A 13,786-nucleotide genomic window follows, 5' to 3' on the forward strand; every position below is an offset into this window, starting at 1 on the left:
AGGCGGCGTCATGCGCCGATGTACGCCTTGCGGATGGAGTCGTCGGCCAGCAATTCGGCCGGCTTGCCCTCGCGCACGATGCGGCCGCTTTCCATCACATAGGCGCGGTGCGCGATCTTCAGCGCCGCATAGGCGTTCTGCTCGGCCAGCAGCACGGTGGTGCCAGCGGCGTTGATGCGCTGTATGGCCTCGAACATCTGCTTGATGACCAGGGGCGCCAGGCCCAGCGAGGGCTCGTCCAGCAGCAGGGCCTGGGGCCGGCCCATCATGGCGCGGCCGATGGCCACCATCTGCTGCTGGCCGCCCGACAGCGAGCCAGCCGGGTCGTGCTGCTTCTCGCGCAGGATGGGAAACAGCTCCATCACCTCCTGCAGCGTCTTCTGGCTGGGGCCGGGATCGCGGCGGTGCACGTAGGCGCCCAGCTGCAGGTTGCGCAGCACCGACATCTGGGGGAACAGCTTGCGTCCCTCGGGGCACTGCACCACGCCGGACTGCACGATGGCCGATGGCTTGCTGCCAGCCAGCTCCTTGCCATTCCACACGATGGAGCCGCCAGCGGCCTTGTGGATGCCGCTGGCCGTGAGGAACAGCGAACTCTTGCCCGCGCCGTTGGCGCCCAGCAGCACCACCAGCTCGCCCCGGTCGGCATGCAGGCTGACACCGTCCAGCGCCAGGAAGCTGCCGTAGCGCAGCGACACGTTCTCAAACTTCAGCATGCTCGCTCCCCAGGTAGGCATCGATGACGGCGGGGTTGCGGCGTATTTCCTCGGGCGTGCCCTCGGCGATCTTCTCGCCGTAGCTGAGCACCAGGATCTTGTCGGCCAGGCTCATGATCATGCCCATCTTGTGCTCGATCAGCGCCACCGTGATGCCGTGGCGCACCAGCTTGCGGATCAGCTCGGCCAGGCCCTCGGTCTCCTCGGGGTTGACGCCGCCGGCAGGCTCGTCGAGCAGCATCAGCTTGGGGTCGGTGGCCAGGGCCAGCGCGAAGGCCACGCGCTTGCGCTCTTCCTGCGTGATGTCGCCCGCGATGCGGCCGGCCACATGCGACAGGCCCACGAAGTCCAGCGCGTCGCGCGCCTTTTCTCGGCACACGCGCTCTTCCTCGCGCAGGCGGCTGGAGCCGCGCAGCACGTCCCACAGGCCTGAGCGCGTGCGCAGCCGGTGGCCTACGATGAGGTTGTCCAGCACCGTGGCGCGGTCGAACAGCGCCGTGGTCTGGAAGGTGCGCGCCACGCCCAGTTTCGCCACCTGGTCCGTGCGCAGCGAGGTCACGTCCTGGCCGTTGAAGGTGATGGTGCCCGAGGTGGGCTTGTGCACGCAGCTGATCAGGTTGAAGAACGTGGTCTTGCCCGCGCCGTTGGGGCCGATGATGGCGTTGATGCGGCCTTCCTCGATCACGGTGCTGACATCGCTCACGGCGGCCAGCCCGCCGAAGGTCTTGGTCAGGTGGTCAATCTTGAGCATGCGGCTTGCCCTCCTTGGCATTGCGGCGCGCGCGCCATGCGGTGAAGCTGCCCACCACGCCGTAGGGCATGAAGATCACCAGCATCACGAGAATCGGGCCGAAGACGATGAAGCGGTACTCCTGCAGGAACTGCAGGTACTGCGTGATCCAGGGCATGCCGATGGCGCCCAGCAGCGGCCCCAGCACCGTGCCCATGCCGCCGACCATGGCGAAGATCATCATGTCGAAGGTGTGGTGCACGCCGGCCATGTCGGGACCGATGAAGCGCACGAAGCCGGCGTACAGGCCGCCCGCCACGCCCGCGTAGACCACGCTCAACATGAAGGCCAGCACCTTGTTGCGCATGAGGTTGATGCCCAGCGCCTCGGCCAGCTCGTCGCTGTTGCGGATGGCCATGAAGGTGCGGCCCAGCAGCGACCGGACGATGCGCCGCATCACCCAGACCGAGGCCACGAGGAAGGCCAGCACCAGGTAGTACAGCGCCAGCGGCGACTCGAAGCTCAGCGCGCCCAGGGCCTCGGGCGCGGGGATGCCCATGATGCCTACCGTGCCGTGGGTCAGGCCCTCCCACTTCTCGATCACGAGGAACATGATGTAGCCCACGCACAGCGTGAAGATCGAGAAGTAGTGCCCCTTCAGGCGCAGCGAGACGATGCCGATCAGGTAGCCCAGCACCGCGCACACCACGCCCGACATCACCAGCCCGCCCCAGAACGGCCAGCCATGATCCACCGTGAGGATGCCCACGGTATAGGCGCCCGCGGCCATGAAGCCCGCATGCGCGAGGTTGAGCTGGCCCGTGTAGCCCGTGATCAGGTTCAGGCCCAGCGTGGCGATGGCGAAGATGTAGGCCGTGCTCATCACCGTGAGGTGGTAGTCGTTGCCCGCCAGCCAGGGAAAGGCGATGCCGGCGGCCAGCAGCAGGCCCCAGGCGACGCGGGAGTCGATGAATCCGTTCATTCAATGACTCCTCTTGGCGAACAGGCCCTGCGGGCGCAGCGACAGGATCACCACCAGCAGCACGAAGGCGATGATGTCCTTGTAGTCGGTGGAGATGTAGTAGGCGCCGAAGCTCTCGGCAAAGCCGATGATCAGCCCGCCCAGCACGGCGCCCGGGATGCTGCCCATGCCGCCCAGGATGATGATCACGAAGGCCTTGGTGATGACCAGGTGGCCCATGGCCGGATAGACCAGGTTGATGGGCGCATACAGCGTGGCCGCCACGGCCGCGAGCACGCCCGAGATGGCAAAGGTCAGCATGGACACGCGGTTGGCGTCGATGCCCACCATGGATGCGCCTTCGCGGTTCTGCGCCATGGCGATGATGGTCGCGCCCGTGATGGTGCGCGTCAGGAACAGGTGCAGGGCCACCATCAGCGCAAAGGCCGCGCCGATGATCAGCAGGCGCTGCGCGGGCGCCGTGATGCCGCCCATCTCCACGATGGAGGTGTAGGGCGTGGGCATGCGCTGGAAGTCCGCGCCCCACAGCGCCTGGGCACCCGCCTCCAGGAACAGCAGCAGCCCGATGGAGGCGATCTTGGGATGCAGGGGCGAGGCCTTGCGCAGCGGATGGAAGATCAGCCGCTCGCTGACGATGCCCAGCACCGCCACCGCGATGGCTGCGGTCAGCATGGCCGCCCAGTAGCCCCAGCTCCAGGCCACCATGGCCTGGAAGGCCACGAAGGCGCCGATCATGTAGAAGCCGCCGTGCGCGAAATTGGGCACGTGCAGGATGCCGTAGACCAGGGTCAGGCCCAGGGCCACCAGGCCGTAGATGCCGCCCAGGGTCAGGCCGTTGAGCACTTGCTGCAGAAAAACGTCCATTCAACGCCTCCTGCGGAAAGGCGCGGCTCGGCGCCCGGCCAGGGTCTGTGCTTGCATTGTCTTGTCTCCTTTGCATGGCCGGCCGGCGCGGCGCGACAACGCATGCGGCAGACAGGCAAGGCCAGCTTAGGAGGGGGGCGGCGCCACGATCAACCCGAAGATTCCGCACAGCGGAATTCACCTGGGAAACCCCGAGACCCTCAGGGCCCCGCCAGTAACCTAGATGACAGCCGCGCTCAGATGGACAGGGCCGGCAAGTTGGCGGGCAGGCCCTGCATGGAGCGCTGCGTGTGCTCGGCCACGAAGTCCAGGAAGCTGCGCACGCGCGCCGGCATGAACTTGCGCGTGGGCAAGGTGGCGTAGAGGGTGAAATGGCCCGTGGTCCATTCGGGCAGCACATGACGCAGGCGGCCCGAACGCAGGTGGCGCGCAATCAGGTCCAGCGGCTGGGTGCTGATGCCCGCGCCGTCCAGCGTGGCACGCAGCAGCGTGCCGGTGTGGTTGGCCACCAGCACGGGCTGCACGGCCACTTCGGCCTCGCCCGCGTTGCCATCGAGCCGGCGCAGGCGCAGCACGTCGGAGCGGCCCTGGGCGCGGCGGCGCAGCAGGCACTGGTGGCCCGCCAGATCCTCGGGCACGGCGGGCACGCCATGGGCATCCAGGTACTCGGGCGAGGCGCAGGCCAGGCCGCAGGTGGTGACGATGGGCCGCGCCACCACGTTGCCGTCATAGCCCTCCTCGGCGTTGAGGAAGGTGATGTCGTACTCGCCCACGGCGGCCTCGCTGGCCGACTCCACGAAGACCTCGATGCAGATGCGCGGATGCAGGCGGTGAAAGTCCGCCACCAGCGGCGCCAGCACATGCTCGGCAAACACGGGCGGCGTGAGCACGCGCACGGCGCCCGACAGCTCCAGCGTGTGCGCCTGCGCCAGGCTGAAGGCATCCTCCACATCGGCCAGGATGCCGCGCACGCGCTCCAGATAGGCCTCGCCGGCCTCGGTCAGCGACACGCTGCGCGTGGTGCGCTGCAGCAGCCGCGTGCCCAGGTGCTGCTCCAGGTCGGCCACCAGGCGCGTGACCGTGGGCACGGACATGTCCAGGCGACGCGCCGCCGCCGAAAACCCGGCCTCGTCGGCCACGGTCTGAAACACCCGCATGGTCTGCAATCGGTCCATGTTGTCCTTGGCCCCGGGCCTCGGTGCCCGGGGACTTTCGCTGCATTGTTCCACTCCCAAACGCCCTGCGCCGCGGCTTTGCGGGCCGCGGCGCAGGCGTTCATCTTCGTCGAAATGCAGCCGCTCAGCCCTTGCCGTCCGAAGTGTCCCTGGCCTGCGATGGACCGGCGGGCGGCGCCCAGCGGATGGGGTGGGTGAAGCGCACCTCGGCGTCGCTGAAGGCCTTGGCCGTGGCGGCCGACAGCAGCAGGATGGCCGACGAGAAATAGATCCACATCAACAGCACCACCAGCGAACCCGCCGCGCCATAGGCCGAGACCACGGCCGCCGTGGACAGATACCAGGCCAGGGCCTGCTTGCCCAGCGTGAACAGCAGGGCGCCGACGATGGCGCCAAAGATGAGATAGCGCAGCCGGGGCTTGGGGCCGCTGCCGATGCGCATCAGCCCCACGAAGAGCAGCACGGCAATGCCGAAGGACACGCATTCGTTGATCAGGCTGATCAGCGGCCCCAGCGGCTGCATCTGCAGCTTGGTGCCGGCCCAGTTGGTGATCAGCTGGATGGCCGTGGACAGGGCCATGGACACCAGCAGCAAGAAGCCCAGCGCCAGCACATAGGTCAGGCCGCGCAGCCGCAGCGCGGCCATGCGCCACCACACGGCCTTGGGCGGCGGTGGCTCGCCGTTCGAGGTCCAGAGCTTTTCCAGCGCGGACTGCAGCTCCACGAACACACCCGTGGCGCCCGACATCAGCAGGATGAAGCCGAACAGCGAGGCCAGCCGCCCCTCGTCGGGCCGCTGGGCGCTTTCCAGCGCGCCGCGCACCACCTGGGCACCGCGCTCGCCGATCACGTCCTGCACCTGGTCGATCAACTGGTGTTCCACATAGCTGCGGTCCACCCACCAGCCCAGCAGGCCGACCAGCAGCAGCAGCAGCGGCGCCAGGCTCAGGATGCCGTAGAAGGACATGGCCGCGCTCATGCGCAGGCCATCGGCGTCCAGCCACAGCTGAACGGCATTCCACATGGCGCGCAGCGGGTTCAGCTCCATCAGGCGCTGCAGGCGTGCGGACCAGGACGAGGCGGGGGGAGTTTCCGGGGTATCTGAGGGCATGGCCCCCATTGTGCTCAGCGGCGCACCAGCGCCCTGTCAGCCTGTGCCGACAGGGGCCTGTGCGCGCGGCTCAGGTCACGGGCGCTGGATTGAACAGCACCAGGGCGTTGTGCAGCTTCCACTGCTCCGCCCAGGTCTTCCTGCGGCCGCTGGCCACGTCCAGCATCAGGCGGAACATCTCCCAGCCCACGTCCTCGATGCTGGCCTGGCCTTCGGCGATGCGGCCCGCGTTCACGTCCATCAGGTCATGCCAGCGCCGCGCCAGGTCGCTGCGCGTGGCCACCTTGATCACGGGCACCTGGGCCAGGCCGTAGGGCGTGCCCCGGCCCGTGGTGAACACATGCAGGTTCATGCCGGCGGCCAGTTGCAGCGTGCCGCAGATGAAGTCGCTGGCCGGCGTGGCCGCATAGACCAGACCGCTTTGGATGCCCCGGTCGGCCAGCCGCTGGCCCGGCGACAGCACGCCGGTGATGGGCGCCGTGCCGCTCTTGATGATGGAGCCCATGGCCTTCTCGACGATGTTGGACAGGCCGCCCTTCTTGTTGCCCGGCGTGGTGTTGGCGCTGCGGTCCACGCGGCCCTTGTCCAGGTAGGCGTCGTACCAGGCCATCTCCTCGATCATGGCTTCGGCCACCTCGGGGCTGGAGGCGCGCGAGGTCAGCTGGTCGATGCCGTCGCGCACCTCGGTCACCTCGCTGAACATCACGGTGGCGCCTGCGCGCACCAGCAAATCGGTGCAAAAGCCCACGGCCGGATTGGCCGTGACGCCGCTGAACGCATCGCTGCCGCCGCACTGCACGCCCACCACCAGGGCGCTGGCCGGCACGGTCTCGCGCCGGCGCGCGTTCAGCCGCTCCAGATGCACCCTGGCGCTGCCCATGATGGAGTCCACCATGGACATGAAGCCCACATGCGCCTCGTCCTGCAGGCAGACCACGTCCAGCGCGGGCTCGCGCTCATCGACGATGGGGAAGGACCCCGGCGGCAGCAGCCGCTCGGGCTGCAGCTTCTCGCAGCCCAGGCTCACCACCATCACCTCGCCGCCGAAATTCGGGTTGTGGCTGATGTTGCGCAGCGTGCGCTGCGGAATCTCGGCGCCCACGGCATCGATGGCCACGCCGCAGCCATAGCTGTGCTCCAGGCCCACCACATCGTCCACATTCGGATAGCGCGGCAGCAGCTCGGCCTTGATACGGCCCACCGCGAAATCCAGCACCCCGGCCACGCACTGCACCGTGGTGGTGATGGCCAGGATATTGCGCGTGCCCACCGTGCCATCAGCATTGCGGTAGCCCTCGAAGGTGTAGCCCGTCAGCGGCGGCAGCTCGGGCGGCTGCACCGTGGCGATCGGCAACCCCTCAAGAGACAGCGCCCCCGGCATGCGCAGCAGCCGCTCATGCACCCAGCTGCCCGCGGCAATGGCCTGCAGCGCATAGCCGATCACCACGTTGTAGCGGCGCACCTCGCCGCCCTCGGCAATGTCCACCAGCGCCACCTTGTGCGCCTGCGGCACCTTGTCGACCAGCACCAGCCCCCCGGGCATCACCGTGCCCGCAGGCAACCCCCCGTCATTGGCCACGATGGCCACGTTGTCGGCCGGATGCATGCTGATGGAAAGAGGAAGTGGGGTACTCATGGCAATGTCTTTTCAGTTTCTTGTCGCTGTCCGCTGGGCACAGCCCGCCCAAGCAAGCGGCACAGCCCACGCAACCGGCGCGGCCCAAAGCGAGGGACACCAAGCAAGGGCCGCCCCGCAGCGAGGGTGTCGTCCCCCTCCCTTGCGAAGCAAGTAGAGAGGGGGAAGCGGCGCAAGCCGCTCAGGGGGTGCTTTATTTACTCTGCCTTTATTCCAGCAGCCTTGATCACCTTCCCCCACTTGACCACCTCGGCCTTCTGGTACTCGCCCAGCTCGGCCGGCGACATCTGCGAGGGCAGCATGCCGAAGTTCTTCAGGCGCGCCTGCACCTCGGGCGTGGCGACGATCTTCATGATCTCCGCATGCAGCCGGTCCACGATGGGCTTGGGCGTGCCAGCGGGCGCGAACACGGCCTGCCACGATCCCATGTCGAAGCCCTTCTCTCCGGCCTCGGCGATGGTGGGCACATCGGGCAGGGACTCCAGGCGCCGCGAGCTGGTCACGGCAATGGGGCGCAGCTTGCCGGCCTGCACATGGGGGCCGACGACCAGGGCGGTGTCGAACATCATGTCCACCTGGCCGCCGATCACGTCCTGCACGGCCGGGCCGCTGCCCTTGTAGGGCACGTGGGTGAACTTCACGCCCGTCTGGTAGCCCAGCAGCTCCAGCGCCATGTGGTTGGAGGTGCCGCTGCCCGGCGAGGCCGAGGTCAGTCCGCCCGCCGCCGCCTTGGCCTTGCTGGCGGCCAGCACGTCGGCCAGCGTCTTGTAGGGACTGGAGGCCGGCACCACCAGCACCAGCGGGCCCGAGCCCAGCATGGCCACCGGCGTGAAGGACTTGACCGGGTCGTAGTCCAGCTTGGCGTACAGGCTCACATTGATGGCGTGCGAGCTGATGGTGCCGCCCAGGATGGTGTAGCCATCGGCCGGTGCGCGCGCCGCAATGGCCGAGCCCACGCTGCCGCCCGCGCCGCCCTTGTTCTCGATCACCACGGGCGTGCCCAGGGCCTTGCTCAGCGGCTGGGCGATCACGCGCGCCAGCGTATCGGTATTGCCGCCAGGCGGGAACGGCACCAGGTAGGTGATGGGCTTGCCCGTGGGCCAGTTGCCCTGCGCGGCGGCGGGCATGGCGGCCAGGGCCGTGCCCAGCAGCAGGGCGCTGGCGAGGGAATGTTGGATGAGTGTGCGGCGTTGCATGGTGCTTGTCTCCGGGAAGGGCTTGTCGTTGGAATGGTGTGAAAGCGGGTTCAGAAGCGCGGCTGGTGGCCGGTGAACGCGGGGTCGTACTTGCGCATCTGCCCCAGGTCGTCGCGGTTGCGGATGCCGCAGTGCAGGTAGTTGTCGTGCAGGCGGGCCAGGGCCTCGCGGTCCAGCCGCACACCCAGGCCGGGCGCCGTGGGCACGCGCAGGCTGCCCTGCTCGAACTGCAGCCGGCCGCCCTCGACGACTTCCTCGTCCTGCCAGGGGTAGTGCGTGTCGCAGGCATAGGTCAGCAGGGGCACGCTGGCGCACAGGTGCGTCATGGCCACAAGGCTCACGCCCAGGTGCGAGTTGCTGTGCATGGACAGGCCCAGGTCGAAGGTGCGGCACAGCGTGGACAGGCGCTGCGTGGCGCGCAGCCCGCCCCAGTAATGGTGGTCGCTGAGCACGATCTTCACGGGGCAGCCCATCTCGGCATTGCGGCGGAACTCGGCAAAGTCCGTCACCACCATGTTGGTGGCCAGCGGCACATCGCACTCGCGTGCCACGGCGGCCATGCCGTCCAGGCCGGGCGCCGGGTCCTCGTAGTACTCGAGCACGCCCTGCAGCTGCTGCACGATCTTCAGGCTGGTCTCCACCGTCCAGTTGCCATTGGGATCGATGCGCAGCGGCGTGCCTGGAAAGGCCTCGGCCAGCGCCAGGATGCCGGCCGCCTCCTGCTCGGGCGGCAGCGCGCCGGCCTTGAGCTTGATGCTCTGGAAACCGTACTGCGCAATCATGCGCCGCGCCTGCTCCACCAGCTGCTGCGGCGCCAGGGCCTCGCCCCAGGCGTCGGGCGAAGAATCTGGTCCATAGGGCCTGTCGATGTGCTCGGCGTACTTGTAGAACAGGTAGGCCGAGAACGGCACGCTGTCGCGCGCGGCGCCGCCCAGCAGGTCCACGATGGGGGCGCCCGCCATCTGGCCCTGCAGGTCCAGCATGGCGACCTCGAAGGCGCTGACCACCTTGGCCACCGTCTTGGACACATGCGTGCCCGGCGCCAGCGACACCTGCTGGCCCAGGAATTCGGAAGCCGTCAGCGCTGGCGGCGCCACCAGGGCCGCGACGCGGACCTCCATCTCGTTGAGCGCCCAGGGCGACAGCCCCACCAGCGCGGGCGCGGCCTTGGCCAGCGCATCGAGCATGGGCTGGTCCCCGTAGCTTTCGTTGATGCCGACCAGGCCCGAGGCCGTCTCGATCTCGATGATGGAGCGCAGCGCCCAGGGCTCGTGGATGCCGGCCGCATTGAGCAGCGGCGGATCGCGGAAGGCAATGGGCGTGATGCGTATGTGGCGGATCGCGTGGATCGCGTGGGTGGTGCTCATCTGGAATGCGGGTTCAGGAGGATCAAAAAAACTCGATGGCGCGGACGTCTTGTGATACGTTGTCGTACAACTTGGAGCGATTATGATCAGCACCATGGAAAGTTCGGCAAAGGGATTTCCCGCATCACCCCCAACGATCGAGCTTCCCCTGCGAGGAAAGTCCGGTCGCAGCGGCCGCAATCTGGCCGCCCTGCTGTTCGACGAGTTCGCGAGCAAGATCCGCAACGGCCTGCTGGCCGAAGGCGAGAAGCTGCCCACGGAGTCGTCGCTGGTGCAGACCTACGAAGTCAGCCGCACCGTGGTGCGCGAGGCGCTGTCGCGCCTGCAGGCCTCGGGCCTGGTGGAGACGCGCCACGGCATAGGCACCTTCGTGCGCGCCGCCCAGCCCGCATCCACGCTGATGCTCAATGCCGACGAGCTGACGGCCGCCGTGGACGTGATGGCCGTGCTGGAGCTGCGCATCAGCCTGGAGACCGAAAGCGCCGGCCTGGCCGCGCTGCGCCGCAGCCCCGAGCAGCTGCAGGGCATACGCATGGCGCTGCAGGCCTTCGAGATCGCCTTTGCGCGCGGCGAGGACACGGTGGCCCATGACCTGGCCTTCCACACCCAGATCGCCGAGGCCACGGGCAACCGCTACTTCGGCGACATCCTGCGGCACTTCGGCGCCCAGCTGATTCCGCGCACGCGCATCGCCTCCATCCACCAGCCCCAGCGCGACCCCGATTACCTGCGCCGCGTCAACCGCGAGCATGAGGAAATCCTCGCCGCCATCGAGCGCCAGGACGCCGACTCGGCCCGCGCGGCCATGCGCATCCACCTGACCAACAGCCGCGAACGCCTGCGCCTGGCGCAAAAGACCAGCGCCGCCTGAGTGCCCCCATGGGCCTTTCGGGGCCAATGGCTTTGCCACGGGAATTCAGACAACCAAGGGAAAACCCTTTATCACTGCTTGCGGATCTCGGTTAAAAATCGGCATCAGTTGTACGACAACTGACAACATAAAACCCGGAGACAAGAGCATGACCCTGAGCCGAAAGCAGTTCCTGCGCGCCGCTGGCGCCACCGCCCTCGTAGCTACCGGCGCCGGTGCGCTGGCCCAGAGCAACTGGCCCACGCGGCCGCTGCGCCTGGTGGTGCCCTACCCGCCGGGCGGCAGCTCGGACATCATTGCGCGCGCCATCGGCCCGCTGCTGTCGGCAGAACTCAAGCAGCCCGTGGTCATCGAGAACAAGCCCGGCGCCAACGGCAACCTGGGTGCCGACATGGTGGCCAAGGCCCAGCCCGACGGCCACACGCTGATGCTGTGCGACCTGGGTGCGCTGGCCATCTCGCCCTCGCTCTACACCAAGCTGTCCTTCGACCTGTCCCGGGACCTGCGCGGCACGGCCATGCTGGCCTACTCGCCCCACCTGCTGGTGGTCCATCCCTCGGTGCCGGCCAACAACCTGCAGGAGCTGGTGGCCCTGTCCAAGAAGGAAGACCTGAGCTTCGCCGTCACCGCCACGGGCAGCGCCCCGCACCTGGCCGGCGTGGAACTGGCGCGCGCCACGGGCGCCCGCTGGGAATACGTGCCCTACAAGGGCGGCGTGCAGTCCATCCAGGACACGGTGGCAGGCCAGACCCAGGTGCTGATGAACGGCATGCTGGCCACCTACCCCCATGTGCAAAGCGGCAAGCTCAAGCTGCTGGGCCTGTCCAAGGGCACGCGCATGCCGCTGGCCGCCAACGTGCCCACCATCGCCGAGCAGGGCGTGCCCGGCTTCGAGACCGGCACCTGGCAAGGCGTGGTCGTTCCGGCCAAGACGCCCGAGGCCGTGGTCCAGCGCCTGCATGAGGCCCTGATCACCGCCATCCGCTCGCCCGAGGTGCGCGCCCGCCTCACGGGCCAGGGCGCCGAGGTCGTGACCATGAACCCCGCCGAGACCGCGCGCTTCCTGACCACCGAGCGCCAGCGCTGGCAAAAAGTGGTTCAGACAGCCGGTTTGAAGCTCGACTGATTCCACCCTTTTTTTCTTTCTTCCCCACCCTTATTCCCGAGAGCACCATGACCCCCCAAGACCTCAAAGACGTGATGAGTTCCGGCCTGCTGTCCTTCCCCGTGACGGACTTCGACAGCAACGGCAACTTCAATGCCAAGGGCTATGCGGCCCGCCTCGAATGGCTGGCTCCCTACGGCGCCAGCGCACTGTTCGCGGCAGGCGGCACGGGCGAGTACTTCTCGCTGTACGGCGAGGAATACGGCCAGATCATCAAGACCGCCGTGGACACCTGCCGCGGCAAGGTGCCCATCATCGCGGGCGCCGGTGGTCCCACGCGCACCGCGATCGCCCACGCCCAGGAAGCGGAGCGCCTGGGCGCCCACGGCGTCCTGCTGCTGCCCCACTACCTGACCGAAGCCGGCCAGGAAGGCCTGATCGCCCATGTGGAGCAGGTCTGCAAGAGCGTGAAATTCGGCGTCATCGTCTACAACCGCGACCGCACCCGCTTCACGCCCGAATCGCTGGCCATCCTGGCCGAGCGCTGCCCCAACCTGGTGGGCTTCAAGGACGGCATGGGCAACATCGAGACCATGTCCGCCATCTTCATGAAGATGGGCGACCGCTTCGCCTACCTGGGCGGCCTGCCCACGGCCGAGGTCTATGCGGCCGCCTACAAGGCCCTGGGCACGCCGGTGTACTCCTCGGCCGTCTTCAACTTCATCCCCAAGACGGCGATGGCGTTCTACGAAGCCGTGCGCACCGACGACATGGCCACGCAGCACAAGCTGCTCAAGGAATTCTTCATGCCCTACCTGAAGATCCGCAACCGCGTCGAAGGCTACGGCGTGAGCATCATCAAGGCCGGCGCCAAGCTGGTCGGCCACGACGCAGGCCCCGTGCGCGCCCCGCTGACGGACCTAAAGCCCTCCGAGCTGGAAGAGCTCAAGGCCCTGATCGACAAGCTCGGCCCGCAATAAGCCACAAGACCGGACGCAGGGGCCAGTCCGGCCCTTGCGCCCCCCAGGAGACAAGAACATGAAGAAGATTCTGATCACGCTGGGTGCCGCACTGGCCCTCACGGCGCAAGCGGCCGGCAGCTTTCCGGACAAGGCCGTCAACATCATCGTGCCCTTCCCGGCCGGCGGCTCCACCGACACCGTGGCGCGCGCCATGGCCCTGAGCATGGGCGAACAGCTGGGCAAGCCCTTCGTGGTGGAAAACCGCCCGGGCGCCACGGGCACCATCGGCGCGGGCGCCGTCAAGCGCGCACCGGCCGATGGCTACACGCTGCTGGTGGCCTCGCTGGGCCCCTTCGTGGTCACGCCGCACCTGGTCAAGAACGTGCCCTATGACGCAGGCAAGGACTTCGACTACATCACCATCCCCGTGCAGGCACCCAACGTGCTCGTGGCCAGCCCCGCGCAGAAGGCCCGCACCGTGGCCGAGGTCATCGCCGCGCTCAAGGCCAACCCCGGCAAGATCAGTTTCGCGAGTTCGGGCAACGGCTCCTCGGACCATCTGTCGGCCGAGCTGTTCTGGCAGCAAAGCGGCACCGAAGGCATGCACGTGCCCTACAAGGGCGGCGCCCCGGCCATCACCGACCTGATCGGCGGCCAGGTGGACTTCTCGTTCCAGAACGTCAACGCCGTGCTGCCCCATCTGCGCAGCGGCAAGCTGCATGCGATCGCCGTGACCGGCAGCCAGCGCTCGCCCGTGCTGCCCGATGTGCCCACCCTGGCCGAGGCGGGTGTCAAGGGCGCCGAGGTCTACTCCTGGCAAGGCCTGGCCGCGCCCAAGGGACTGCCCGCCGATGTGAAGGCCAAGCTTGCCAAGGCCGCCATCGCCTCCGTGCAGCAGCCCGACATCCGCAAGCGCTTCGTGGAGCAGGGCCTGGAGATCGTGGGCAACACGCCCGAGGAATTCACGCGCTACCAGGCCCAGGAGTCGGAGCGCTGGAAGCAACTGATCCAGACCCGAAAAATCACTGCTGATTGAGCTAGAAACAACGGGCCGGCCCCAGGGCCGTTCCC

The 13,786-nt window shown here is 67.9% G+C and carries 13 protein-coding genes; 4 read left to right on the plus strand and 9 right to left on the minus strand.

Features of this window, described 5'->3' with window-relative positions:
* Positions 1-8: 8 nt before the first annotated feature.
* From BW39_RS16905 to BW39_RS16945, 9 genes are all read right to left on the minus strand, one after another.
* Entirely contained in the window at positions 9-716 is a 708-nt protein-coding gene (locus tag BW39_RS16905) for an ABC transporter ATP-binding protein (RefSeq protein WP_043823207.1), read from the minus strand.
* On the minus strand, positions 703-1,467 hold the full coding sequence (locus BW39_RS16910) for an ABC transporter ATP-binding protein (RefSeq protein WP_012202201.1): 765 nt from the start codon (positions 1,465-1,467) through the stop codon (positions 703-705). Before BW39_RS16910 ends, BW39_RS16905 begins: the two co-directional genes overlap by 14 nt.
* Positions 1,454-2,428: a branched-chain amino acid ABC transporter permease gene (locus BW39_RS16915; protein WP_012202200.1), complete on the minus strand. Its 975-nt coding sequence runs from the start codon at positions 2,426-2,428 to the stop codon at positions 1,454-1,456. Before BW39_RS16915 ends, BW39_RS16910 begins: the two co-directional genes overlap by 14 nt.
* Positions 2,429-3,292: a branched-chain amino acid ABC transporter permease gene (locus tag BW39_RS16920; RefSeq protein WP_043823209.1), complete on the minus strand. Its 864-nt coding sequence runs from the start codon at positions 3,290-3,292 to the stop codon at positions 2,429-2,431.
* A gap of 236 nt (positions 3,293-3,528) precedes the next feature.
* Positions 3,529-4,467 (minus strand): LysR family transcriptional regulator, encoded by a 939-nt coding sequence (locus tag BW39_RS16925; RefSeq protein ID WP_043780296.1) that lies wholly within the window; start codon positions 4,465-4,467, stop codon positions 3,529-3,531.
* A gap of 124 nt (positions 4,468-4,591) precedes the next feature.
* Entirely contained in the window at positions 4,592-5,578 is a 987-nt protein-coding gene (locus BW39_RS16930) for a YihY/virulence factor BrkB family protein (protein ID WP_043823211.1), read from the minus strand.
* A gap of 70 nt (positions 5,579-5,648) precedes the next feature.
* The gene (garD, locus tag BW39_RS16935) at positions 5,649-7,214 is read right to left on the minus strand and encodes a galactarate dehydratase (RefSeq protein ID WP_043823213.1); all 1,566 of its coding nucleotides are present in this window, start codon (positions 7,212-7,214) and stop codon (positions 5,649-5,651) included.
* Between the two features lie 197 nt (positions 7,215-7,411).
* Positions 7,412-8,410: a Bug family tripartite tricarboxylate transporter substrate binding protein gene (locus BW39_RS16940; RefSeq protein ID WP_013800132.1), complete on the minus strand. Its 999-nt coding sequence runs from the start codon at positions 8,408-8,410 to the stop codon at positions 7,412-7,414.
* A gap of 50 nt (positions 8,411-8,460) precedes the next feature.
* Entirely contained in the window at positions 8,461-9,777 is a 1,317-nt protein-coding gene (locus BW39_RS16945) for a glucarate dehydratase family protein (protein WP_043823216.1), read from the minus strand.
* An 82-nt stretch (positions 9,778-9,859) separates the two neighbouring features.
* On the opposite strand from BW39_RS16945, the gene BW39_RS16950 reads away from it, so the two are divergent.
* From BW39_RS16950 to BW39_RS16965, 4 genes are all read left to right on the plus strand, one after another.
* Positions 9,860-10,648 (plus strand): FadR/GntR family transcriptional regulator, encoded by a 789-nt coding sequence (locus tag BW39_RS16950; protein WP_012202192.1) that lies wholly within the window; start codon positions 9,860-9,862, stop codon positions 10,646-10,648.
* A 148-nt stretch (positions 10,649-10,796) separates the two neighbouring features.
* On the plus strand, positions 10,797-11,774 hold the full coding sequence (locus tag BW39_RS16955) for a Bug family tripartite tricarboxylate transporter substrate binding protein (RefSeq protein ID WP_013800130.1): 978 nt from the start codon (positions 10,797-10,799) through the stop codon (positions 11,772-11,774).
* Between the two features lie 47 nt (positions 11,775-11,821).
* Positions 11,822-12,733 (plus strand): 5-dehydro-4-deoxyglucarate dehydratase, encoded by a 912-nt coding sequence (kdgD, locus tag BW39_RS16960; RefSeq protein ID WP_012202190.1) that lies wholly within the window; start codon positions 11,822-11,824, stop codon positions 12,731-12,733.
* Between the two features lie 58 nt (positions 12,734-12,791).
* Entirely contained in the window at positions 12,792-13,751 is a 960-nt protein-coding gene (locus tag BW39_RS16965; RefSeq protein ID WP_012202189.1) for a Bug family tripartite tricarboxylate transporter substrate binding protein, read from the plus strand.
* Positions 13,752-13,786 lie beyond the last annotated feature (35 nt).

Origin of the sequence: Delftia sp. RIT313, from assembly GCF_000632165.1 — a bacterium.
GTDB lineage: Bacteria > Pseudomonadota > Gammaproteobacteria > Burkholderiales > Burkholderiaceae_C > Comamonas > Comamonas acidovorans.

What these genes read in the sequence shown, in the direction of transcription:
- kdgD (WP_012202190.1), top strand. Translation starts at nt 11,822, where the DNA reads ATGACCCCCCAAGACCTCAAAGACGTGATGAGTTCCGGCCTGCTGTCC.
- BW39_RS16925 (WP_043780296.1), bottom strand. Translation starts at nt 4,467, where the DNA reads ATGGACCGATTGCAGACCATGCGGGTGTTTCAGACCGTGGCCGACGAG.
- BW39_RS16940 (WP_013800132.1), bottom strand. Translation starts at nt 8,410, where the DNA reads ATGCAACGCCGCACACTCATCCAACATTCCCTCGCCAGCGCCCTGCTG.
- BW39_RS16905 (WP_043823207.1), bottom strand. Translation starts at nt 716, where the DNA reads ATGCTGAAGTTTGAGAACGTGTCGCTGCGCTACGGCAGCTTCCTGGCG.
- BW39_RS16915 (WP_012202200.1), bottom strand. Translation starts at nt 2,428, where the DNA reads ATGAACGGATTCATCGACTCCCGCGTCGCCTGGGGCCTGCTGCTGGCC.
- BW39_RS16945 (WP_043823216.1), bottom strand. Translation starts at nt 9,777, where the DNA reads ATGAGCACCACCCACGCGATCCACGCGATCCGCCACATACGCATCACG.
- BW39_RS16965 (WP_012202189.1), top strand. Translation starts at nt 12,792, where the DNA reads ATGAAGAAGATTCTGATCACGCTGGGTGCCGCACTGGCCCTCACGGCG.
- garD (WP_043823213.1), bottom strand. Translation starts at nt 7,214, where the DNA reads ATGAGTACCCCACTTCCTCTTTCCATCAGCATGCATCCGGCCGACAAC.
- BW39_RS16930 (WP_043823211.1), bottom strand. Translation starts at nt 5,578, where the DNA reads ATGCCCTCAGATACCCCGGAAACTCCCCCCGCCTCGTCCTGGTCCGCA.
- BW39_RS16955 (WP_013800130.1), top strand. Translation starts at nt 10,797, where the DNA reads ATGACCCTGAGCCGAAAGCAGTTCCTGCGCGCCGCTGGCGCCACCGCC.
- BW39_RS16920 (WP_043823209.1), bottom strand. Translation starts at nt 3,292, where the DNA reads ATGGACGTTTTTCTGCAGCAAGTGCTCAACGGCCTGACCCTGGGCGGC.
- BW39_RS16910 (WP_012202201.1), bottom strand. Translation starts at nt 1,467, where the DNA reads ATGCTCAAGATTGACCACCTGACCAAGACCTTCGGCGGGCTGGCCGCC.
- BW39_RS16950 (WP_012202192.1), top strand. Translation starts at nt 9,860, where the DNA reads ATGATCAGCACCATGGAAAGTTCGGCAAAGGGATTTCCCGCATCACCC.